We start from the raw sequence: 23161 nt of genomic DNA on the forward strand, positions 1-23161 counted from the left end.
GTGGGCATGACTCCCCGCGGGGGAACCGCACCCGCGCCGCGGCCTGAGGAGAAATCCGTCTGGCGCACCGGCGGGGTCACCATCATCGCGTTCGTCGGACTGCTCTACCTGATCGAAGCCGTGGATCAGGTCGGCGGCCACCAGCTCGACCGCAACGGCATCCGGCCGCTGGAGACCGACGGCCTGTGGGGGGTGCTGTTCGCCCCGCTGTTGCACGCGAACTGGGCGCACCTGCTGGCCAATACCGGCCCGGCGCTTGTGCTGGGTTTCTTGTTGACGTTGACCGGGCTGTCCCGGTTTGTGCTGGCCACCGCGATCGTGTGGATCGTCGGCGGCTTGGGGACCTGGCTGATCGGCAACGTCGGATCGTCGTGCGGGCCGACGGACCACATCGGTGCCTCCGGCCTGATCTTCGGCTGGCTGGCCTTCTTGGTGGTGTTCGGGTGGTTCACCCGCCGTATCTGGCAGATCCTGGTCGGGGTCGTGGTGCTGTTCCTTTACGGCGGGGTCCTGTGGGGAGCGGTGCCGGTGCTTAACGTGTGCGGTGGCGTGTCGTGGCAGGGCCACCTGTGCGGGGCGCTGGCGGGAGTGCTGGCCGCCTATTGGCTGGCCGCTCCCGAACGCAAGACCCGGCAACATCGTCGGGGGGCGGCTGCGTGAGCCCGATCGGAATCTTCGACTCCGGTGTCGGCGGGCTGACCGTCGCCCGGTCGATCATCGACCAGTTGCCCGACGAGGACATCATCTACGTCGGCGACACCGGCAACGGCCCCTACGGCCCCCTGACCATCCCCGAGGTCCGTGCGCACGCCCTGGCCATCGGCGACGACCTGGTGGCGCGGGGCATCAAGGCGTTGGTGATCGCCTGCAACACCGCGTCGGCGGCGTGCCTGCGCGACGCGCGGGAACGCTACGACGTGCCGGTCGTCGAGGTGATCCTGCCGGCGGTGCGCCGGGCGGTAGCAACCACCCGCAACGGCCGCATCGGGGTGATCGGGACGCAGGCGACCATCGCCAGCCATGCCTACCAGGATGCGTTCGCCGCGGCCCGTGACACCGAGATCACCGCGGTGGCCTGCCCGCGCTTTGTCGACTTCGTCGAGCGCGGTATCACCAGTGGCCGGCAGGTGTTGGGACTGGCCGAGGGTTATCTGGAGCCGCTGCAACGCGCCGGGGTCGACACCTTGGTGTTGGGCTGCACGCATTACCCGCTGTTGTCGGGATTGATCCAGCTCGCGATGGGTGAGCAGGTGACGCTGGTGTCCAGTGCCGAAGAGACCGCCAAGGAACTGCTGCGGGTGCTCACCGAGCGCGACTTGCTGCGCCCGCATGAGGCCGCCCCGGCAACGCGGGTCTTCGAGGCCACCGGTGATCCGGAGGCGTTTGCTGACCTGGCTACCCGATTTTTGGGACCGGCCATCACCGGTGTCGGAGCCGTCCACCGCCACGCTCCATTGCACTAGTCGGTGATTTCGATGACGAATAGTGAGCAAAGCGCCGGTGTCTTCGTCATGCTCGCGGCGAACATGGCACAGTAGGGAACGTGCGACTGACCGTGCTGGGCTGCTCCGGCAGTGTGGTGGGTCCGGACTCGCCGGCATCGGGATACCTGTTGCAGGCGCCGGACTCGCCGCCTCTGGTAATCGACTTCGGAGGTGGGGTCCTCGGCGCCCTGCAACGCCATGTCGATCCGGGGTCGGTGCATGTGCTGTTGTCGCACTTGCATGCCGACCACTGCCTGGATCTGCCCGGGTTGTTCGTCTGGCGGCGCTATCACCCGTCGGTGGCGATCAAGCCGTTCGACAAGGGCCTGCTCTATGGTCCCAGCGACACCTGGTCGCGGATGGGCGCGGCGTCCTCGCCCTACGGCGGCGAGATCGACGACATCACCGACATCTTCGACGTCCGCGCCTGGGTGGACGGTGAGCCGGTCACCTTCGGGGAGCTCAGTGTGCAGCCCGGGCTGGTGTCGCATCCGACCGAGTCGTACGGGATGCGGATCACCGACCCGTCCGGCGCGACACTGGTCTACAGCGCCGACACCGGCTTCTGTGATGCGGTGATCGAGTTGGCGCGCGGAGCCGATGTGTTCTTGTGCGAGGCGTCGTGGACCCACGAGGCTAACCGCCCACCCAACCTGCACCTGTCGGGAACCGAGGCCGGGCGCATCGCCGCGGCCGCGGGTGTCGGACAACTGCTGCTGACCCACATCCCGCCCTGGACCTCGCGTGAGGACGTGATCGGGGAGGCCAAGGCGGAGTTCGACGGTCCGGTGCACGCCGTGGTGTGCGACGAGTCGTTCGACATCAAGCGGTCCTGACGCTGGCCGGATCAGTCAGTCTGGCTCCTCGCAGAGGTAGCGCTGGACGGTCGGTCCGATCCAGGTCACCAAATCCTCTACTCCGGCCGAGGCCAGCGGTTCGATCTTGAGCTGGTAGCGCGCGAATGCCAGGCCCACCAGGTGCGCCGCGACGAATTCGACGCGTAGCACCGCATCTTTCACTCCGAACGCGGCCGCTACGCGATGTGCGACGGGTCCGGCCAGTGTGTCGTGGAGCAGCCTGCGTGCCAATGGTTGGACGGCCGCAGAACGCCATACCGTCAGCAGCGGATCGAAAAGCGTGCCCTCGTCGGACCGTTGGAAGAAATGCCGCACCAGTCGCGCACCGATATCGTCGGGGCTCTCCTCGAGCAGTCCGGCCAGTTGGTGCAGCGGATGCTCCGGAACATCGAGGACCGAAGCGCTGAACAGGCCTTCCTTGTTGCCGAAGAAGTAGTAGACCATCGCGACATCCACCCCGGCATCGGCAGCGATACGTCGCACAGTGGCCCGCTCGTAGCCATGGCGCGTGAAGTGGTCGCGCGCGGATTCAATGATGCGCTGCTTGTTCTGCTGGCCGCTGCGCCAGCGACCGGCGCGCCCAGGCTCCGTCACGACAGGCAGCTTACTTCAACGCCTGTTGACGTATCAGCGCGCAGCGGTCTACGGTCAATCTTGAACGCGTGTTGAAGAAAGGAGCTGGAAATGTCGAAGCGACCACTGTGGGCGAATCATCTGATCTCGGTATTGATCGCGCCCGCCACCATGACGCTGTTCATCCCCGCGGCGATCCTCGCGTTCACCGGGGCTGCGCTACCCGACCCCGCCACCGCGACCGGCGTGCTGCGGATCCTTGGCGGCGTCGCACTCATCGGTATCGGGTTGTGGTTTCTGATCTGGACGGTGTGGCTGTTCGACCGTGTCGGCGAGGGCGCGCTGGCGGTGGGGACGCCGGTCAACCTGGTGGTGCGCGGCCCCTACCGGCATGTTCGTAACCCGATGATGACGGCGGTGTTCTGCCTTCAACTCGGTGCCGCAGCGCTCGCGGCGTCGCCGTGGCTGCTCGGCTGGTTTGCGGTCTTCTGCGCCGCGGTCCTCATCGCGATACCCCTCGTCGAAGAACCCCATCTGGTCAAGCGATTCGGCGCCGAGTACCAGGCCTACCGCCGCCACGTCCCGCGGTGGATTCCGCGCGTCAGCGCGTGGGTGCCGGACCGGCAACATGAGATCGCGTCCTCTGGGGTAGTGAAGGGAGTGAAGCGATGACCTTCCCGAAAGCACTTGCCCGATGGAACCGGGTCGGGCTGAACCGGGTTACCCGCCACATAGCTCCCTGGGCGCCAGGATTCGGTGTGATAACGCACCGCGGCCGCCGTTCTGGGCGGATGTATGAAACCCCGGTCAACGTTTTTCCGACCGCTACCGGAGTCCGGGTTGCACTGACCTACGGCGCCGATGCCGACTGGGTCAAAAATGTTGTCACGGCGGGCGGTTGCCAGTTGCGCACCAGGCGCCGGGACTTGACGCTGACCGACCCGCGGCTGGTGCACGATCCCGCTCGTACGAGTGTCAGGCGTTTCGAAGCCCGGATCTTGCGCGCCTTTGACGTCGCCGACTTTCTCGACCTGACGACGCAAGCCGCGTCCGCCTGAGGCGGGCGACCGTCCCCGGCAAGCGGGAGGTGCCCCCAGCGCCCGGCTCCGCCGCTCTTGCGATCCCCGCTAGGGTTATCCGCGTGTCCAAACGAGAAGACGGTCGCCTCGACGATGAGCTGCGCCCGGTCGTCATCACCCGCGGCTTTACCGCCAACCCGGCCGGATCGGTTCTGGTCGAATTCGGCAACACCCGGGTCATGTGCACGGCCAGCGTCACCGAAGGTGTACCGCGCTGGCGGAAGGGCTCCGGCCGCGGTTGGCTGACCGCCGAGTACGCCATGCTGCCTGCCGCCACCCACACCCGCTCCGACCGCGAATCGGTCAAGGGTCGAGTCGGCGGGCGGACCCAGGAGATCAGCCGGCTGGTGGGTCGCTCGCTGCGCGCCTGCATCGACCTGGCCGCGCTGGGGGAGAACACCATCGCGATCGACTGCGACGTACTGCAGGCTGACGGTGGTACCCGCACCGCGGCGATCACCGGCGCGTATGTGGCCCTCGCCGATGCGGTCACCTACCTGTCGGCCGCCGGCAAGTTGTCGGACCCCCGCCCGCTGTCGTGCGCGATCTCAGCAGTCAGCGTTGGCGTGGTCGACGGCCGGGTCCGCGTCGACCTCCCCTACGAGGAGGACTCGCGTGCCGAGGTCGACATGAACGTGGTCGCCACCGACACCGGAACACTGGTGGAGATCCAAGGCACGGGTGAGGGTGCGACGTTCCCGCGCTCGACCCTGGACAAGATGCTCGACGCGGCGCTGGCCGCCTGCGAGAAGTTGTTCGTGGTGCAGCGCGAAGCGCTGGCGTTGCCGTATCCGGGCGTGCTGCCGGAGGGGCCGGCGCCGAAGAAGGCGTTCGGCAGCTGACCGCGCCGGTGACGCAACTGCTGGTCGCCAGCCGCAACCGCAAGAAGCTGGCCGAACTTAGCCGGGTGTTGGAGCACGCCGGAGTCTCGGGCGTGCAACTGGTTTCGCTCGATGAGGTGCCGCCGTATCCCGAAGCGCCGGAAACCGCGGCGACGTTCGAGGAGAACGCACTGGCCAAAGCGCGCGACGGCTACGCGGCCACCGGATTGCCTTGTGTCGCAGACGATTCGGGCCTGACCGTCGCGGCGCTCAACGGCATGCCGGGGGTGCTCTCGGCGCGCTGGTCGGGCAGTCACGGTAATGACGCGGCCAACACCGCCCTGTTACTGGCGCAGTTGAGCGACGTGCCCGACGAGCGGCGCGGCGCGGCGTTCGTCTCCGCGTGCGCGCTGGTATGGGGCACCGGTCCCGAGAGCGAGGTAGTGGTGCGCGGCGAGTGGGCCGGCAGCATCGCTCGAGAACCGCACGGCGACGGCGGATTCGGCTACGACCCGGTGTTTGTGCCCGCGGGCACCGACCGCACCGCCGCGCAGTTGAGCCCGGCCGAGAAGGACGCCGCGTCGCACCGCGGCCGGGCGCTGGAGTTGCTGCTGCCGGCGCTGCGCTCGCTGGTGTAACGACGTCGCGGGGCTCAGAGGTTGAACTGGGCCTTGATGTTTCGGGACTGGAAGTGCTCGACGATGATGCCGAGCAGGGGAATGGTGCCGGACAACAGCACCCCCACGGTCTTGCCGAGCGGCCAGCGGACCTTGATCGCCAGGTTGAAAGCGGCCAGCAAGTAGGCGAAGTACACCCAGCCGTGGACCACGGCGATCCAGGTCGGCGGATTGTCCACCTTGACCACGTAGCGCATCACGATCTCGTAGCACAGCGCGATCAGCCAGATACCCGTTGCCCACGCCATCACCCGGTAGGGCAGCAGCGCGCTGCGGACTTTCTCGGCGGGAGCGGCCTGGGCGGGTGACTCGGTCATGCGGTGTTCCTGTTCTGTCGGTCGTTCTCGGAGAGCTCGGCCAAATAAGCGTTGTACTCCCGCATCGCGGGGTCATCGGTGGGGGCAGCGGCTGCGGGCCGCTCCGGCAACAGTCCAGCGGGTATCTCGGTCACCGTATCGTCGGGGTGCAGCTCGGGCGGCTCTTCTTCGTAGCGAACGAACTTGCGATAGGCGTACACGCAGAACCAGGCGAACAGCGGCCACTGCAGCGCGTAGCCGAGATTCTGGAAGGTGCCGTTGACCTCTTGGAACCGGCTCCACTGCCACCAGCCCAGCAACAGGCACGCGCTGGCAGCGACGATCACCAGCACAACCAGTGCAGGTCTCCGACGCCGTGTAGTGGACACCTTATGACGGTACCGCGCGAGCTGGCGCGATGGCCGTCCGGAAGGGGTTCGCGTTGTGAGATGCGGCGGACCGGACGCTACGATGACTGCGTTTGCGGGCGTGGCGAAATGGCAGACGCGCCGGCTTTAGGTGCCGGTGCTCGAAAGAGCGTGTGGGTTCGAGTCCCTCCGCCCGCACCAGTGTGATCTCTCGGGAGATCCCGGACAGGCCGAACCCTCAGGGTTCGGTCTGTTTTTGTTTGTGGTGCCATCATGCGTGGCGGTCTTTGCCTGTTGGTTGGTAGTCGCAGATGCCCTACGGCCGTGCGAGCCCTATCTTGAAGGCGCCGTCGCAGAGGCTTGCAGCGCTTTCACTGACCAGGGATCTCTTTCGCTCGAGCAGCCGCCGCAGAGGTGCGGGGTTCGATAGTTGTCCTGTTAGGTGCACTCCTCGGAAGTTGGGTTCTTCGGCGGATCCGCACTGGTAGAGGCGTCTTCATTAGGCAGTGGTGGCCAGTACCGACTAGTGCTGACGCCGCCGGTTTTAACGCTGCGTAGCCAAACCGCGTTCGTCGTGAAGGTGCAGTACTGCGCTACTGCAGCTCGCAGTGGTATCACAGCCGATCATCAGTTGTATCGGCCCGGCTGTTAAGGAGGCCGATGCGGCAGAGGAGAACGCGCATGGCTATTCGAAACCGAACTCGCGTTCTTGCTTTCGCGGCCGTGGTGGCTGCGGTCGGTCTCCAGATGATCCCCCCACCTGCGGACGCGCGACCGTCCGCTCCACTGGCCCCACCAGCCTGCGGCAACTGGGTGATACCTGCAGGCACATTTGTGATCAACCAGGACAACGGCATCGTGGTGGAGATGGAAGGCTGGAACGCAGACGCGGCGTCAGGACAGCCCATTCGGTACCTTTCTCCCGCTCTTTTTGGCCCGAAGGGCGTGACGACTGGCCACGTATCCACTGACAAGAATGCCGACATTTACCACGTCGACCACATCTACTTCAGAGCGGACTGGGACCCGAAACAGGGCTCAAGCGATTGGAACGACTACAGCGGCACTATCGATGGCAACGGCATCGCGAGAGGCGCGACCACAAATGACAGCGGGGTAACCAACGGCTGGCGTTCAGCCAAGCCGCTTAAATGCTCAATCCCGCCGAGATTCTCGGCAGTGGCGTACTCGTATCAAGCGTGGTCTGCTGCCGATGGCTACCCCTCTCGCGTCACCGCCGAGAAGAAGGCGTTGGAAAAATGTTCCGGAGGCTGTTCGGTCGTTTCGGTGCCGAATGAGACTGGGCAGCCTGCATACCAACCTTGTGTCGCAGTGACGGTGGGCTCATACACCAATTACGCATTCGGGCCGACTTCCGAGGCGGCAAAAGCCAGGGCCCTGCAAATCTACAACGGCATTGGCACGCCGAATCTTGTGCCGGTATGCAAAAAAGACGGCACCCCGCTCATCAATGCCGGTGTGACCTACGCGAAGTTCCCCCCTCGGCAGCAGCCACCGCCGCCTCCGCCTCCCTCGGAGATCACGCTTCGCTTCGACCCCCCGCAGCTCGTGTCGATCACCGGACACGTCGGCATCACCAACAACGCCGGTAAGCCAGCCATCAGCTGCGAATACAGCGACGGAATCTTTCCTGACCCTGACCAGAAATTCGACGTTACTGGGGACGCGGAACACGATCTCGTCCGCCCGGCCCCAACGCCGGGTATCACCTACAACATCACCATTACCTGCCCCCCGCTCACTCCCTACAAAAAATCGTGGAAGTGGTGACATAAGTATCGGGCCGTCACCGGAGAGTTAGCCAGAACGCACGTCGGAAGGATGGTGCAACGTGAACGCTGGTGCCGCCAAGTCGAACTCGGCAGATACCCTTGCGGCGAAGGCCGCTCATCTGTGGACCCTGCGTATGGGCAGACGTATCGGTGCACTATGTCCGTTGGACGACAACGCCGCTGACCCTGTGCTGTTCGTCGAGAACGAGCTACTCGTCGGCTCCGAACATGGCGATGTGGTCGACGAGCTCATACATGGTTTCGGCGGCAGAATTGCGCGACCGAAGGAGATTCCGAAGCCACCGCGGCATCTCACTCATCGCGCTCGCGACATTACCCTGCCTCCGCCGACGCTTAGAATCGTCTTCGGTCAGTCAGTCTCGGCGGCAATAAAGGACAACGACTTCCGCGAACAATCCGGCGTCTCATCCGAAATGGCAGCATCGATGGCGGCCCTGACAGACCGCTACCCGGAAGGGCTCGTCGGACTGAACTATGTGAGCCGTCCGTGCTGGATGCCACTTTCCTCGATCGTTGAACTCAACGGCATGAGCCCGATCGGTTCCGGCGTCTTCGACGGCGCCGCCCACTTCATCGAAGCCTGGCAACTGATCGATTCGTACCGCATGGCCAAGAAGCCACAGGACGTGATGCTCGCGGTCCTCGACAATGGCTTCTGGATTCCCAATTTGGGCAGTCCGACAGCCAGTCCGGGATCAGCGAGCGGTCCCGATCTACGCAATCCTCTGGTTGGCCTCAACGTCGACGACCCCAAGCTGGGCATTGGGGGCCCGAGTTCGGACCCACTGCGTCGTTGGCACGGTGCGGCCGTCGCCAGTGCCGCCGCAGGCGTAATCAACAACATGACGGGTTCGGTAGGGGCCGGCAGTCAAGTCGCTTTCCCCGTGCTGTTGCTCAGGTCCGAGTCCCTGGCGGGCGATCTTTTTGGTCTCCAACTGTGTGCGGTGTGGGGCGTTGACGTGCTGAACATGAGCTTCAGGTACGGGTACTCATTTGGTTCGCCCGGCAAGGAATGGGACAAGGCTTCGCAATTCGCCGCGCAGAGCGGGGTAGCAATGGTCGCAGCAGCTGGCAATGACGGCCAGACCCTCGTGAAGGGTTCCGCGTTTGGGCCTAAGACATACCCCGCTGCAGACCCGCACGTTATAGCCGTTGGCGCGCTCGCCGGTGACAATCTGACAGCTTGGCCGAAGTCGAGTCGCGGTCCGATGGTTGATATTTGGGCGCCAGGAACCGATGTTCCGGTCGCCCCTGACGGCGACAATCCGGCCGTATCGGCCAGGACCGGTACCTCGATGGCCAGCCCCTTGGTCGCCGGCACGATCGCCATGATGCGTGCGGTCGCCCCGACGATGGATGTCGCCGAAATCAAGAAGCGGCTGCTCGAATCAGCCCGGGACGGCGCCGGACCAGTCACCAAGGGCCTCGATGCCTACGCGGCCGTCCTCAGCGCCCTGGACTACTCGCTACCGGACTGGACGGACTCGCCGTCCCCGAGGCCGCTCTACCGGTTCGGGTCGTTCGGCGCATACAGACCGCTGAACGACGGGTTCGGCATCGCCAAGGAGCCCGGTGATGTCGACGACTACACGCTTACCTTGACCGAATACTCCTGGCTAACAGCCGAAGTGAGCTGGTACGAGCGCCTCGCCGACATGACGGTGACGGTCCTGAACGCCGATGGCGAAACTGTCGCTGGTCTGAAGAAGGTGCCCACCGCCCCAGGCGTACGCCGACGCGATGCGATAGTGCCGCCCGGTACCTACACGGTGCGCGTCACCAGCACCGGCCTGACCGCCTATCACCTCAACGTCAACCCCATGCCTTGGTCCCCAGCGCCGGATCGCTTTGAACCCAATGACACCTTCGATACCGCCACTTGGTTGCGCTTCCGACGCACACCGCTCGACAGTATCGCTGGGAACGGGCCCGGAACTTTCGAGCTGACCCTGCACGAAGAATTCCGCCGCTCCGACACTGTGCCGTGGGAGCAGAAGCGGTGGATGGACAGGGACTATTTCGTGTTCGACGCACCCGCCCGCCAAGGCCGCGTGCTGCCGTGGATCGGGCTCACCTCTGAAGTCCCTGTCGACGTGACGCTGTTCAACGAAGACCGCGCTGTGATCAGGCAATGGTCCCACAAGAAGGAACTGCAGATCCGTCCGCCTGAGTCAGCCAGAAGTTACCTTAAGGTGTCCGGCTCGGAGCCCACCCGCTACTCACTCACGGTGTCGATGCTGGCCGAATTCCGAGTCGGCGACCTACCGACTTTTGAGGTCTTGCCAGAGTGGTGGACCGACCCGGCGCACATCCAATTCGTCAACCACGAGGTGCAGTACAGCGTCGAACTCACCGGCGACCGTCTGGTGAACGGTGTACCGGCGGGCGAACCGATCGTCTTCGACGTGGACGAAAGCAGTTACGTCGAAGCAGAACTCGTCACTTCCGACGGCGCGGTCGTCCAACGTGCGGCCGTGCACGACAACGTACTGACGATCGACACTGGCGGACTCGAGCCGGGCAGCTTCACCCTAAGACTGACCAACCCCACTCCGACGGAGCCCGCCACACTGCGCCTCGTGCCCCCATACCGCAGTGGACTCGACTGACCGACACGAAAGCGAAGTCCAATGTCGCCAAAATTCAGCTAACAATTTCATGTTACGCAACAGTCAATTTTTGTCCGGCCTTCCGAACATGGATCCATGCAGGCCGCCTTGGTGCGTCAGTACTGGGCGCGGCTGCAACTTGCGGATCGCTTCGGGTTTCTGATAGGCCTGTCCCATCCAGCTAATAAGTTCGAGGTCGTGGATGTCGAAGCCGCGTTACGCAATGGAACGCGCCTTAATCAGGCGTTTTGTGCCTCCGTCGCGTGGAGTACTGCGCCGCGAACAGCGGACTGCCAGCGCCCTTCCAGCTAACTCGCGGGCGTACGGGCTGAAGTGGACGACAAAGGTCGGTTTTTCGGCTGCTCGACTTCGCCCCGCTGGCGCGCCCGCCGGTGTCAGAATGATCGATGTAGTCGTCCGTGGATTGGTGCACCGCGATGAAGATTTGGGTGGCTAGCGCGTTCAGCGTGGCGATGGTCGGTGCCGGTGTCCTTGCCCCGATACCGGTCGCGGCGGCGCAACCCGATGAGGACCAGGTGTTCTTCGATGAACTGCAGCAACAGGGGCTGCACCCCGACTACGCCAAGCAGATCTGCGGCAGTATCAAGTGCGAGCCGTTGCGCAATCTGATGGTGCAAGAGGGCCACGCGGTCTGCGTGGCGCTGAGCGATTCGCCCCGGCTGGTGCCCGTCTCGGTCATCGCGAATCTGGAAGTGTCACCCAACGAAGCGCACGCCATCATCAATGCGGCCCGGGATGCCTATTGCCCACAGTTGCCGGATCCGTATCTACGCGTACCGGGGCGCTGATTCGTTCAATGCTCGGACACGGCCACAGGTATGGGCGTTTCGCCGAACGTCTCGGAGCCGCGAGCTTTTCGCGCGTAGATCACCACGCCGACGGCGGCCACCGCCCAGACGATGTACTGCATGGTCCAGGCCAGCCGGAATGCCTCGAATGAGTAGCCGCCGGCCGTCGCGATAACCATCCCCATCGCCTGCATGATGAGCAGGGTGGCGATGAAGCCGCCGGTGTTGACCATGCCCTGCGCGGTGCCTAACGCGGCTGGCGGGTTGTAGGTGCGGGCGAAGTCAAAGGCCAGCATCGATACCGGCTGGCCCGCCGAAATCACCAGGATCAGTACGACCAGCAACCAGTGCGGCGCGGGGCGCGGCAGCGCCAACAGCACCGTCCAGGTCAGCGCGATCAGCGCCATCATGGTCAGCGCCACACGCGACCGGTGCTGTGGCCAGCGCCCCGAAATCGTTCCGACCAGCAGCCCCACCACGATGAAGGGCAGCACCGACAGCGTCAGCGCCGCACCCGCCATGCCACGCGAAAGTCCCTGCGCGGTGGTCAGATAGGGCACCCCCCACATCAGCGCGAACACGCCGGGGGAGAACGCGTTGCCCATGTGGGTGAAGAAACCCGCCTTGGTCCCTGGCCGCGACCACACCGTTTTGATCCCACCGAACGCATCACGGAAGGTCCGCGCGTGCACAGCAACGGGCGCCCCCGGCGGCGCGTCGCGGGTGACGGCGAGTGTCAGCATGCCGGCGAACAGGCCCAGCCCCGCGGCCGAGAGGTAGGCGGCCGTCCAGCCGCTGTGCAGCAGGATTGCCAGGAACGGCACTGCCGAGAGGAACTGGCCGAACTGACCGCAGATGCCGGTCAGCTGGGTGAGCAGCGGAACACGTTTGGGTGCAAACCAATTGGGCAGCAGTCGGATGACCGAGATGAAGATGAACGAGTCACCCAGGCCGATGACGCCGTACGCGCCGACCGCGGTGGGAAGCGAATGGGTCAGCGACAGCGTCAGTTGGGCAGCGGAGAGCACTAGGACGCCGGTGGCGATCATCGCCCGGGGCCCGAAGCGGTCCAACAGCACTCCGGCCGGAATCTGCATGGCGGCGTAGATGATCAACTGCACGATCACGAACGAGGACAGCGTGCTCGGGCCGGCGTGGAAGCGATCGGCGGCGTCCAGACCCGAGACCCCGAAGGTGGTTCGGTCCAGCACGGCCACCAAATAGGACAGCAGGCCGGTGCCCCACACGATCCAGGGACGCAATTCGGGCCTACCTTGTCTGTCTGTCTGTTGGTCTGTCTATTGCAGGACACGGGCTATGGTCGCACACGATTTTGGCGCGGTTTTCGCCGGTGACCGGCCAAAACCGCGCCAAAGTCTGTCCTAGTCTGTGTCGCGTGATGATTTCACGGCGCGACGTGTTCAAGCTGGCCGCGGCGGTGCCTGCGGCGGCCGGCCTCGGTGCCGGCGTTTCGGCGCTGCTCGCCGCGGCCGCAGAGGCGGCGCCGCTGGGCATTCTGCTGGACTATTCGGCCGGGGTCTTGTCGGCCGACGCGATCAAGGCGTCCGGCGCTGCGGGTGCTATCCGCTATGTGTCGGACCGTCGGCCCGGCGCCGACTGGATGCTCGGCAAGCCGATGCAGCTGGCCGAGGCACGTGACCTGCAGGAGAACGGACTCACGGTCGTCTCCTGCTACCAGTTCGGAAAGCAGGCGACCGCGGACTGGTTGGGTGGCCAGGACGCCGGTGTGGACCACGCCAAGCGTGGTGCACAGTTGCACACGGCGGCCGGCGGCCCGGACAGCGCGCCGATCTACGCCTCCATCGACGACAACCCGTCCTTCGAGCAGTACAAAGAGCAGGTCGCTCCCTACCTGCGGGGCTGGCAATCGGTGGTCGGGCCGGAGCGTACCGGCGTCTACGCCAACTCCAAGACCATTGAGTGGGCGCTGCAGGACGGTCTGGGCTCGTGCTTCTGGCAACACAACTTTGGTTCACCCGGCGGTATTGCCCACCCGGCCGCCAACTTGCACCAGGTCGAGATCGACAGGCGCACGGTCGGCGGCGTGGGAGTGGACATTAACGAGATCCTGGCGCCCCAGTTCGGTCAGTGGGTCTGACGGCGGTCGGGTCGCCATCACGCCAGCAAACTGGCGTCGAATGTGGCTGTGCAGGGTGGGGATCGCCGCACTCGTTCGAGTTCGGGGCCTCAGGCGCCGCCGAAGCCAGTTGGCCTGGCTGATTCAAACATAACGATTAGATAACAATGGAGCCTTGATCTGCGCCGTTATGGCTACTCGACCGTAACCCCACGCATGCAGGACGTTTGTCCCGGATGCTTACGCGTGCCGTCGAGCCCCGTGATACCCGGGGCTGGGTTACCCGAGCGTAGAACTCACCAGTAACCAATTTGCTGCAGAAACGGCACAGGTTCTTATGACACTCTTACGGCTGTAGCGCGGCCGCGAACACGCGAGAACCCGCAGATGGCCGGTCATTCCGGCACCCGTCGATGAAGACGTGACATTAACCAGGGCAGGGGAGATACATAACGTGACGATCCACGAACACGACCGGGTTTCCGCTGACGGTGCAGGCTCGGGGCGGTTCGCCAGTGCCTCGTCCGCTCTGGTGGACCGGTTGACGGGCGGCGAGCCGTACGCGGTCGCCTTCGGTGGACAGGGCAGTGCCTGGTTGGAGTCGCTCGAGGAGCTGGTGTCTTCGGCCGGCATCGAGACGGAGCTGGCCACGCTGGCCGGTGAGGCTGACCTGCTGCTCGAGCCGATCGCCAAGGAACTCGTGGTGGTCCGGCCCATCGGCTTCGAGCCGCTGCAATGGGTGCGGGCGCTGGCGGCCGAGGACCCCATCCCGTCGGCCAAGCAACTGACTTCGGCGGCCGTGTCGGTGCCGGGCGTACTGCTGACTCAGATCGCCGCAATGCGGGCCCTGGAGCGTCAAGGGCTGGACCTTTCGGCCACCCCGCCCGTCGCCGCGGCTGGGCACTCGCAGGGCATCCTGGCCGTCGAGTCGCTGAAGGCCGGCGGTTCCACCGACGTGCAGCTGCTCGCGATCGCGCAGCTGCTGGGTGCCGCCGGAACGCTGGTGGCCCGTCGCCGCGGCATTTCGATCCTGGGCGACCGCCCGCCGATGGTGTCGGTCACCAATGTCGACCCCGAGCGCATCCGGCAACTGCTGGACGAGTTCGCCCAGGATGTGCGCACGGTGCTTCCGCCGGTGCTGTCCATCCGCAACGGTCGTCGTGCCGTGGTGATCACCGGAACCCCCGAGCAGCTGTCCCGTTTCGAGTTGTACTGCGAGCAGATCGCCGAGAAGGAGGCCGCCGAGCGCAAGAACAAGCTGCGCGGCGGCGCGGTCTTCGCTCCGGTCTTCGAACCGGTCCAGGTCGAGGTCGGTTTCCACTCGCCGCGGCTGTCCGACGGCATCGAGATCGTCGCGCAGTGGGCCGCCAAGGTGGGTCTGGATGTGGAATTGACCCGCCAACTGGCCGACTCGATCCTGGTGGGCGAGGTCGACTGGGTCGACGAGGTCACCACGCTGCACGACGCGGGTGCCCGCTGGATTCTGGATCTGGGACCCGGCGACATCCTGACCCGACTGACCGCGCCGGTGATTCGCGGCCTGGGCATCGGGATCGTGCCGGTGGCTACCCGCGGTGGTCAGCGCAACCTGTTCACCATCGGCGCCGTCCCGGAGGTCGCTCGGCCTTGGACGAGCTACGCCCCGTCGGTGGTCACGCTGCCCGACGGCCGGGTCAAGCTCGACACCAAGTTCACCCGGCTGACCGGCCGCTCGCCGATCCTGCTGGCCGGCATGACGCCGACCACCGTCGACGCCAAGATCGTCGCCGCGGCCGCCAACGCCGGGCACTGGTCTGAGCTGGCCGGCGGTGGCCAGGTTACCGAGGAGATCTTCAACGACCGGGTCGCGGAGCTGACGACGCTGCTCGAGCCGGGGCGGACCGTCCAATTCAATTCGCTGTTCCTGGACCCCTACCTGTGGAAGTTGCAGGTGGGCGGAAAGCGGTTGGTGCAGAAGGCGCGTCAGTCCGGCGCCCCGTTCGACGGGCTGGTGATCAGTGCCGGCATTCCCGAGCTGGAAGAGGCCGTCGAGCTGATCGCCGAGCTCAATGAATCCGGCATCAGCCACGTGGTGTTCAAGCCCGGCACCGTCGAGCAGATCCGGTCGGTGATCCGCATCGCCGCCGAGGTTCCCACCACGCCGGTGATCGCCCACGTCGAGGGTGGTCGCGCCGGTGGGCACCACTCCTGGGAAGACCTCGACGATCTGCTGTTGGCGACTTACTCCGAGCTGCGCTCGCAGCCCAACATCACGCTGTGCGTCGGCGGCGGAATCGGCACCCCTGAGCAGGCCGCCGAATACCTGTCCGGCCGTTGGTCGCAGCAGCACGGCTTCCCGTTGATGCCCGTTGACGGCATCTTGGTCGGTACCGCGGCGATGGCCACCCTGGAGGCCACCACGTCGCCGGCAGTCAAGCAGATGCTGGTCGACACCAAGGGCACCGACCACTGGATCGGCGCCGGAAAAGCGCAGGGCGGCATGGCGTCCTCGCGCAGCCAGCTCGGGGCCGACATCCACGAGATCGACAACGTCGCCTCGCGGTGCGGCCGGCTGCTCGACGAGGTGGCCGGCGACGGCGAGGCAGTCGCGGCCCGTCGCGACGAGATCATCGCCGCGCTGGCCGACACCGCCAAGCCCTACTTCGGTGATGTGGCCGAGATGACGTACGCGCAGTGGTTGCGCCGCTACGTGGAATTGGCGATTGGCGCGGGTGACTCGACCGCCGACACCGCCTCACCGGACAGCCCGTGGCTGGCCGACACCTGGCGGGAGCGGTTCGGTTCGATGCTGCAGCGCGCAGAAGCGCGGCTCAACGAACTCGAGTCCGGTCCGATCGAGACCCTGTTCGCCGATTCCGAAGGCGCACAGTCGATCCTGGAGCGTCCCGAAGAGGCTATTGCGGCGCTGCTGGCTCGTTACCCCGAGGCAGAGACCGTTCGGCTGCACCCGGCCGACGCGCCGTTCTTCACCCAGCTCTGCAAGACGCCGGGTAAGCCGGTCAACTTCGTGCCGGTGATCGACAAGGACGTGCGCCGTTGGTGGCGCAGTGACTCGCTGTGGCAGGCGCATGACGCCCGTTACACCGCCGAGCAGGTCTGCATCATTCCGGGCATCACCGCCGTCGCCGGGATCACCCGGGTCGACGAGCCGGTCGGCGAGCTGCTGGATCGCTTCGAGCAGACGGCAGTTGACCAGGTGCTCGCCGCTGGCGTGGAGCCCACCCCGGTGACGGCGCGTCGTCGGGGCCGCACCGATGTGACCGGCCCGCTGGCCGTGTTGCTCGACGCCCCCGATGTGCTGTGGGCCGGTCGTACCGCCACCAACCCGGTGCACCGGATCGCCGACCCCGATGAGTGGCAGGTGCACGAGAACCGCACCGCCACCCACCCGTCGACCGGCGCTCGGCTGGAGGTCGCCTCAGAAGCCAATGTGGTACTGAGCGTGCCGTTGTCCGGTGTCTGGATCAACATTCGCTTCACCGTGCCGGCAGCCGTCGTCGACGGCGCCACCCCGCTGGTCTCCACCGAGGACGCCGCCGCCGCGATGCGCGCGGTGCTGGCCATCGCCGCCGGTGTCGACGGCCCGGAGGCCCTGCCGCCGGTACACGACGGCTCGGCCACCGTCACCGTGGAGTGGAACCCCGAGCAGGTCGCCGACCACACCGGGGTGACCGCGACATTCGGCGCACCGCTTGCTCCGGGACTGTCCACCGTTCCCGACGCACTGGTCGGCCGGTGCTGGCCGGCGGTGTTCGCCGCCATCGGCTCGGCCACCACCGACGCCGGGTTCCCGGTTGTCGAGGGCCTGCTGTCCCTGGTGCACCTGGACCACGCGGCGCAGCTGCTCGCCGCGCTGCCGGCGGAGCCGGCCGAATTGACCGTCACCGCAACGGCTTCGGCGGCCACCGACACCGAGGTCGGCCGTGTCGTCCCGGTGTCGGTCACGGTCGCAGCGGCCGACGGCACCGTGCTGGCCACCCTGGAGGAGCGCTTCGCGATCCGCGGACGCACCGGTGCCGCGGAACTGACCGACCCGGTTCGGGCCGGCGGTGCGGTCTCCGACAACGCCACCGACACGCCGCGCCGCCGTCGGCGCGACGTCACCGTGACCGCGCCGGTGGACATGCGGCCGTTCGCGGCGGTCTCCGGCGACTACAACCCGATCCACACCGACCGGGCCGCGGCATTGCTGGCCGGCCTGGAAACGCCCATCGTGCACGGCATGTGGCTCTCGGCCGCGGCCCAGCACGTGGTGACCGCCACCGACGGCCAGGCCCGCCCGCCGGCGCGGCTGGTCGGCTGGACCGCGCGCTTCCTGGGCATGGTCAAGCCCGGCGATGACGTCGACTTCCGCGTCGACCGGGTCGGGATCGACCTGGGCGCAGAGGTTCTGGAGATCAGCGCACGGATCGGTTCGGACCTGGTGATGTCGGCCACCGCTCGGCTGACCGCGCCCAAGACCGTCTACGCGTTCCCCGGTCAGGGCATCCAGCACAAGGGCATGGGCATGGAGGTCCGTGCCCGGTCCAAGGCCGCCCGTAAGGTGTGGGACTCCGCGGACAAGTTCACCCGCGAAACCCTGGGCTTCTCGGTGCTGCACGTGGTGCGCGACAACCCGACCAGCCTGATCGCCTCCGGCGTGCACTACCAGCACCCCGAAGGCGTGCTGTACTTGACGCAGTTCACCCAGGTCGCGATGGCCACCGTGGCCGCCGCACAGGTCGCCGAGATGCGCGAGCAGGGCGCCTTCGTCGAGGGTGCGATCGCCTGCGGTCACTCCGTCGGCGAGTACACCGCGCTGGCCTGCGTCAGCGGCGTCTACGAGCTGGAAGCGCTGCTGGAGGTGGTGTTCCACCGCGGCTCGAAGATGCACGACATCGTGCCACGTGACGCCATGGGACGCTCCAACTACCGACTGGCCGCCATCCGGCCGTCGCAGATCGACCTCGACGACGCCGACGTCACCGCGTTCGTCGCCGAGATCGCCGAGCGCACCGGTGAATTCCTGCAGATCGTCAACTTCAACCTGCGCGGCTCGCAGTACGCGATCGCCGGCACGGTCGCCGGCCTGGAGGCGCTGGAGGCCGAGGTCGAGCGGCGCCGCGAGATCAGCGGCGGCAAGCGCTCGTTCATCCTGGTTCCCGGGATCGACGTGCCGTTCCACTCGGAGGTGCTGCGCATCGGCGTGGATGACTTCCGCCGTTCGCTGGAGCGGGTCATGCCGCGCGACCAGGACCCGGCGCTGATCGTCGGCCGCTACATCCCCAACCTGGTGCCCAAGCCGTTCACGCTGGACCGGGAGTTCATCCAGGAGATTCGCGACCTGGTGCCGGCCGAGCCGCTCGACGAGGTGCTGGCCAACTACGACACCTGGCGCAACGAGAAGCCGGCCGAGCTGTGCCGCAAGGTCGTCATCGAGTTGCTGGCTTGGCAGTTCGCCAGCCCGGTGCGCTGGATCGAGACCCAGGACCTGCTGTTCATCGAGCAGGCCGCCGGTGGGTTGGGCGTGGAACGGTTTGTCGAGATCGGGGTGAAGACCGCCCCGACGGTCGCCGGACTGGCCACCAACACGCTCAAGCTGCCCGAGTACGCCCACAGCACCGTGGAGGTGCTCAACGCTGAGCGCGACGCCGCGGTGCTGTTCGCCACCGACACCGACCCGGAGCCGGAGCCGGAAGAAGAAGAGGCACCGGCCCAGGCCGCCGCGGAGGGCGCCCCGGCCGAGGCGGCAGCACCGGCGCCCGCCGCGCCGGCCGGCGGACCTCGCCCCGATGACATTGCGTTCGACGCCGCCGACGCCACCTGCGCGCTGATCGTACTGAGCGCCAAGATGCGCATCGACCAGATCGAGGAGCTGGACTCCATCGAGTCCATCACCGACGGCGCGTCGTCGCGGCGCAACCAGCTGCTGGTGGACCTGGGCTCGGAGCTGAACCTGGGTGCCATCGACGGCGCCGCCGAAGCCGACCTGTCCGGGCTGAAGTCGCAGGTGACCAAGCTGGCCCGCACCTACAAGCCGTACGGCCCAGTGCTGACCGACGCGATCAACGATCAGCTGCGCACCATTCTCGGACCGTCCGGCAAGCGCCCCGGTGCCATCGCCGAACGGGTCAAGAAGACGTGGGAGCTCGGTGACGGCTGGGCCAAGCACGTCACCGTCGAGGTGGCGTTGGGGACCCGCGAGGGCAGCAGTGTCCGGGGCGGCGCCCTGGGCGGGTTGCACGAGGGCGCCCTGGCCGACGCCGCGGCCGTCGACAAGGTCATCGATGCGGCCGTGCAGGCCGTCGCCGCACGCCGCGGTGTCGCGGTCAGCCTGCCCTCGGCAGGCGGTGGCGGCGGCGCGACCGTGGACGCGGCCGCGCTGGGCGAGTTCACCGCCCAGATCACCGGCCGCGACGGTGTGCTCGCCTCAGCGGCCCGGCTGGTGTTGGGCCAGCTCGGATTCGACGACGCGGTAAGCGCCCCGGCGGGTGCCACCGACAGCGAGCTGATCGACCTGGTGAGCGCCGAATTGGGTTCGGACTGGCCGCGCCTGGTGGCGCCGGCCTTCGACGGCCGCAAAGCGGTGCTGTTCGACGACCGTTGGGCCAGTGCCCGCGAGGACCTGGTCAAGCTGTGGCTGGTCGACGAAGGCGACATCGACGCCGACTGGCCGCGCCTGGCCGAGCGCTTCGAGGGTGCCGGCCACGTGGTCGCCACCCAGGCGTCCTGGTGGCAGGCCCGGGCGCTGGCCTCGGGCCGGCAGATTCACGGCTCGCTGTACGCCCGGATCGCCGCCGGCGCGGAGAACCCGGGCCGGGGCCGCTACAGCGACGAGGTGGCGGTGGTGACCGGTGCCTCCAAGGGCTCGATCGCGGCATCGGTGGTCGGGCAGCTGCTCGACGGCGGTGCGACCGTCATCGCCACCACGTCTCGACTCGACGACGAGCGACTGAGCTTCTACCGCGACCTGTACCGTGACCACGCTCGGTTCGGTGCCGCGCTGTGGGTGGTGCCGGCCAACATGGCTTCGTACTCCGACATCGATGCATTGGTCGAGTGGGTCGGAACCGAGCAGGCCGAAAGCCTTGGGCCGCAGTCGATCCACCTCAAGGATGCGCAGACCCCGACGCTGCTGTTCCCGTTCGCGGCGCCGCGGGTCACCGGCGATCTGTCCGAGGCCGGTGCGCGTGCCGAGATGGAGATGAAGGTCCTGCTGTGGGCGGTGCAGCGCCTCATCGGCGGCCTGTCGAAGATCGGCGCCGAGCGCGACATCGCCTCCCGGCTGCACGTGGTGCTGCCCGGCTCGCCCAACCGCGGCATGTTCGGCGGTGACGGCGCCTACGGCGAGGCCAAGGCATCGCTGGACGCGCTGGTGTCGCGCTGGAAGGCGGAGTCCTCGTGGGCTTCTCGGGTCAGCCTGGCCCACGCCCTGATCGGCTGGACTCGCGGCACCGGGCTGATGGGCCACAACGACGTCATCGTCGATGCGGTCGAGGAAGCCGGCGTCACCACCTACTCGACCGAGCAGATGGCGGCCATGCTGCTGGGCTTGTGCAACGTCGAGTCCAAGGTGGCCGCGGCCAACGCCCCGATCGAGGCCGACCTGACCGGTGGCCTGGCCGAGGCGAACCTAGACATGGCCGAGCTGGCTGCCCGGGCTCGTGAGGAGATGACGAGCGAAGCCGCAGCCGACGACGAGGCTGACGCCGGCAACACCATTGCGGCACTGCCGAGCCCGCCGCGGGGCCACACTCCGGCACCCCCGCCGGCCTGGGCCGACCTCGACGTCGACCCGGCCGACCTGGTGGTCATCGTCGGTGGCGCCGAACTCGGGCCGCTGGGCTCGTCGCGCACCCGATTCGAGATGGAGGTCTCCGGCGAGCTGTCGGCAGCTGGGGTGCTCGAGCTGGCCTGGACCACCGGTTTGGTCAAGTGGGAGGACGACCCGACCCCGGGTTGGTACGACACCGCGACCGGTGAGCTGGTCGACGAGGCCGAGCTGGTAGAGCGCTACCACGACGCCGTGGTGGAACGCGTCGGTGTTCGCGAGTTCGTCGATGACGGCGCGATCGACCCCGACCACGCCTCACCGCTGCTGGTCAGTGTGTTCCTGGACAAGGACTTCTCGTTCGTGGTCTCCAGCGAGGCCGACGCCCGAGCGTTCGTCGAGTTCGACCCCGAGCACACCGTGGTGCGCCCGGTGCCGGACTCCTCGGACTGGCAGGTGATCCGCAAGGCCGGCACCGAGATTCGGGTTCCGCGCAAGAGCAAGCTGTCGCGCACCGTGGGTGCTCAGATCCCGACCGGGTTCGACCCGACGGTGTGGGGGATCAGCCAGGACATGGCCACCTCCATCGACCGGGTGGCGCTGTGGAACATCGTCGCGACCGTCGACGCGTTCCTGTCGGCGGGCTTCACCCCGACCGAGCTGATGCGCTGGGTGCACCCGTCGCTGGTGGCCAGCACTCAGGGCACCGGCATGGGCGGCATGACCTCGATGCAGACCATGTACCACGGCAACCTGCTTGGGCGGGCCAAGCCGAACGACATCCTGCAGGAAGTTCTGCCCAATGTCGTTGCTGCGCACGTGGTCCAGAGCTACGTCGGGTCCTACGGCGCGATGATCCACCCGGTGGCCGCCTGTGCCACCGCGGCGGTCTCGGTCGAGGAGGGCGTCGACAAGATCCGGCTGGGCAAGGCCGAGCTGGTGGTCACCGGCGGCTACGACGACCTGACCCTGGAGGCCATCATCGGCTTCGGTGACATGGCGGCCACCGCCGACACCGAGATGATGCGCGCCAAGGGGATCAGCGACTCGAAGTTCTCCCGCGCCAACGACCGGCGCCGGTTGGGCTTCGTCGAAGCTCAGGGTGGCGGCACCATTCTGCTGGCCCGCGGCGACCTGGCCGCCAAGATGGGCCTGCCGGTCCTGGCGGTGGTGGCTTACGCGCAGAGCTTCGCCGACGGCGTGCACACCTCGATCCCCGCTCCGGGCCTGGGTGCCCTGGGTGCGGGCCGGGGCGGCAAGGACTCGATGCTGGCCCGTTCGCTGGCCAAGCTGGGTGTGGGTGCCGACGACATCGCGGTGGTCTCCAAGCACGACACCTCGACGTTGGCCAACGACCCCAACGAGACCGAGCTGCACGAGCGGCTGGCCGACTCGCTGGGCCGCTCCGACGGTGCGCCGCTGTTCGTCATCAGCCAGAAGAGCCTCACCGGGCACGCCAAGGGCGGCGCGGCGGTCTTCCAGATGATGGGCCTGTGCCAGGTGCTGCGCGACGGGGTCATCCCGCCCAACCGCAGCCTGGACTGTGTCGACGACGAGCTGGCCACCGCCGGGCACCTGGTGTGGGTGCGCGAGACGCTGGAGCTGGGGGAGAAGTTCCCGCTCAAGGCCGGTTTGGTCACCAGCCTCGGCTTCGGTCACGTCTCCGGTCTGGTCGCCCTGGTACACCCGGCGGCGTTCCTGGCGGCGCTGGACCCGAGCCAGCGCGCGGCGTACGAGCAGCAGGCTGGTGAGCGTGTGCTGGCCGGTCAGCGGCGACTCGCCTCGGCGATCGCCGGTGGCAAGCCGATGTACGAGCGGCCCGCGGACCGGCGGTTCGACCACGACTCACCGGAGAAGCGCCAGGAGTCGGCGATGCTGCTCAACCCCGCGGCACGGCTCGGCGACGGCGACGTCTACATCGGATAG

At 66.9% G+C, this 23161-nt stretch carries 16 protein-coding genes and 1 tRNA gene; 13 read left to right on the top strand and 4 right to left on the bottom strand.

What is annotated here, in order from left to right:
- From ACKY0X_RS06810 to ACKY0X_RS06820, 3 genes are all read left to right on the top strand, one after another.
- Positions 1–660 carry a rhomboid family intramembrane serine protease gene (locus tag ACKY0X_RS06810; protein ID WP_409428823.1) on the top strand — a complete coding sequence of 220 codons (660 nt, stop codon included), beginning with the start codon at positions 1–3 and terminating at the stop codon, positions 658–660.
- Positions 657–1463 carry a glutamate racemase gene (gene murI / locus ACKY0X_RS06815; RefSeq protein ID WP_046286178.1) on the top strand — a complete coding sequence of 269 codons (807 nt, stop codon included), beginning with the start codon at positions 657–659 and terminating at the stop codon, positions 1461–1463. The genes ACKY0X_RS06810 and murI overlap by 4 nt, the downstream gene beginning before the upstream one ends.
- Positions 1464–1543: 80 nt before the next feature.
- Positions 1544–2320, top strand: a complete 777-nt coding sequence (locus ACKY0X_RS06820; protein WP_046286177.1) for a cyclic nucleotide-degrading phosphodiesterase — start codon at positions 1544–1546, stop codon at positions 2318–2320.
- Positions 2321–2335: 15 nt separating this feature from the next.
- On the opposite strand, the gene ACKY0X_RS06825 is transcribed toward ACKY0X_RS06820, so the two are convergent.
- On the bottom strand, positions 2336–2935 hold the full coding sequence (locus ACKY0X_RS06825) for a TetR family transcriptional regulator (RefSeq protein ID WP_409428824.1): 600 nt from the start codon (positions 2933–2935) through the stop codon (positions 2336–2338).
- Positions 2936–3025: 90 nt separating this feature from the next.
- Between ACKY0X_RS06825 and ACKY0X_RS06830 the strand changes: the two genes are divergently transcribed.
- The 4 genes from ACKY0X_RS06830 (at position 3026) to ACKY0X_RS06845 (ending at position 5452) form a co-directional block, all read left to right on the top strand.
- Entirely contained in the window at positions 3026–3586 is a 561-nt protein-coding gene (locus tag ACKY0X_RS06830; RefSeq protein ID WP_409428825.1) for a methyltransferase family protein, read from the top strand.
- The gene (locus ACKY0X_RS06835; RefSeq protein ID WP_064890205.1) at positions 3583–3972 is read left to right on the top strand and encodes a nitroreductase family deazaflavin-dependent oxidoreductase; all 390 of its coding nucleotides are present in this window, start codon (positions 3583–3585) and stop codon (positions 3970–3972) included. Before ACKY0X_RS06830 ends, ACKY0X_RS06835 begins: the two co-directional genes overlap by 4 nt.
- 83 nt (positions 3973–4055) lie before the next feature.
- Positions 4056–4835 carry a ribonuclease PH gene (rph, locus tag ACKY0X_RS06840; protein ID WP_024443478.1) on the top strand — a complete coding sequence of 260 codons (780 nt, stop codon included), beginning with the start codon at positions 4056–4058 and terminating at the stop codon, positions 4833–4835.
- Positions 4832–5452, top strand: coding sequence for a non-canonical purine NTP pyrophosphatase (locus ACKY0X_RS06845; protein ID WP_409429534.1), 621 nt, complete (start codon positions 4832–4834; stop codon positions 5450–5452). Before rph ends, ACKY0X_RS06845 begins: the two co-directional genes overlap by 4 nt.
- A 14-nt stretch (positions 5453–5466) precedes the next feature.
- On the opposite strand, the gene ACKY0X_RS06850 is transcribed toward ACKY0X_RS06845, so the two are convergent.
- On the bottom strand, positions 5467–5808 hold the full coding sequence (locus tag ACKY0X_RS06850) for a DUF3817 domain-containing protein (RefSeq protein ID WP_409428826.1): 342 nt from the start codon (positions 5806–5808) through the stop codon (positions 5467–5469).
- Positions 5805–6176 (bottom strand): hypothetical protein, encoded by a 372-nt coding sequence (locus ACKY0X_RS06855; protein WP_409428827.1) that lies wholly within the window; start codon positions 6174–6176, stop codon positions 5805–5807. Before ACKY0X_RS06855 ends, ACKY0X_RS06850 begins: the two co-directional genes overlap by 4 nt.
- Before the next feature lie 94 nt (positions 6177–6270).
- Between ACKY0X_RS06855 and ACKY0X_RS06860 the strand changes: the two genes are divergently transcribed.
- The 4 genes from ACKY0X_RS06860 to ACKY0X_RS06875 all read left to right on the top strand — a co-directional run bounded on the left by ACKY0X_RS06860 (position 6271) and on the right by ACKY0X_RS06875 (position 11387).
- A tRNA-Leu gene (locus tag ACKY0X_RS06860) sits at positions 6271–6356 on the top strand.
- Between the two features lie 633 nt (positions 6357–6989).
- The gene (locus tag ACKY0X_RS06865) at positions 6990–7946 is read left to right on the top strand and encodes a hypothetical protein (RefSeq protein ID WP_409428828.1); all 957 of its coding nucleotides are present in this window, start codon (positions 6990–6992) and stop codon (positions 7944–7946) included.
- 61 nt (positions 7947–8007) lie between these two features.
- Positions 8008–10578, top strand: a complete 2571-nt coding sequence (locus ACKY0X_RS06870) for a S8 family peptidase (RefSeq protein WP_409428829.1) — start codon at positions 8008–8010, stop codon at positions 10576–10578.
- A 437-nt stretch (positions 10579–11015) separates the two neighbouring features.
- Positions 11016–11387 carry a DUF732 domain-containing protein gene (locus ACKY0X_RS06875; RefSeq protein WP_409428830.1) on the top strand — a complete coding sequence of 124 codons (372 nt, stop codon included), beginning with the start codon at positions 11016–11018 and terminating at the stop codon, positions 11385–11387.
- Positions 11388–11392: 5 nt separating this feature from the next.
- On the opposite strand, the gene ACKY0X_RS06880 is transcribed toward ACKY0X_RS06875, so the two are convergent.
- Complete coding sequence (locus tag ACKY0X_RS06880; RefSeq protein ID WP_409428831.1) at positions 11393–12649, bottom strand: MFS transporter; 1257 nt, start codon at positions 12647–12649, stop codon at positions 11393–11395.
- Positions 12650–12783: 134 nt separating this feature from the next.
- Here ACKY0X_RS06880 and ACKY0X_RS06885 point away from each other — a divergent pair, with 134 nt between their 5' ends.
- A complete protein-coding gene (locus tag ACKY0X_RS06885) occupies positions 12784–13506 on the top strand; it encodes a DUF1906 domain-containing protein (protein WP_409428832.1) in 723 nt (240 codons plus the stop codon).
- Positions 13507–13939: 433 nt separating this feature from the next.
- Positions 13940–23161: a fatty acid synthase subunit beta domain-containing protein gene (locus tag ACKY0X_RS06890; protein ID WP_409428833.1), complete on the top strand. Its 9222-nt coding sequence runs from the start codon at positions 13940–13942 to the stop codon at positions 23159–23161.

Origin of the sequence: Mycobacterium sp. SMC-11 (assembly GCF_046250095.1) — a bacterium.
Lineage (GTDB): Bacteria > Actinomycetota > Actinomycetes > Mycobacteriales > Mycobacteriaceae > Mycobacterium > Mycobacterium heraklionense_A.

What these genes read in the sequence shown, in the direction of transcription:
- ACKY0X_RS06830 (WP_409428825.1), top strand. Translation starts at nt 3,026, where the DNA reads ATGTCGAAGCGACCACTGTGGGCGAATCATCTGATCTCGGTATTGATC.
- ACKY0X_RS06850 (WP_409428826.1), bottom strand. Translation starts at nt 5,808, where the DNA reads ATGACCGAGTCACCCGCCCAGGCCGCTCCCGCCGAGAAAGTCCGCAGC.
- ACKY0X_RS06875 (WP_409428830.1), top strand. Translation starts at nt 11,016, where the DNA reads ATGAAGATTTGGGTGGCTAGCGCGTTCAGCGTGGCGATGGTCGGTGCC.
- ACKY0X_RS06835 (WP_064890205.1), top strand. Translation starts at nt 3,583, where the DNA reads ATGACCTTCCCGAAAGCACTTGCCCGATGGAACCGGGTCGGGCTGAAC.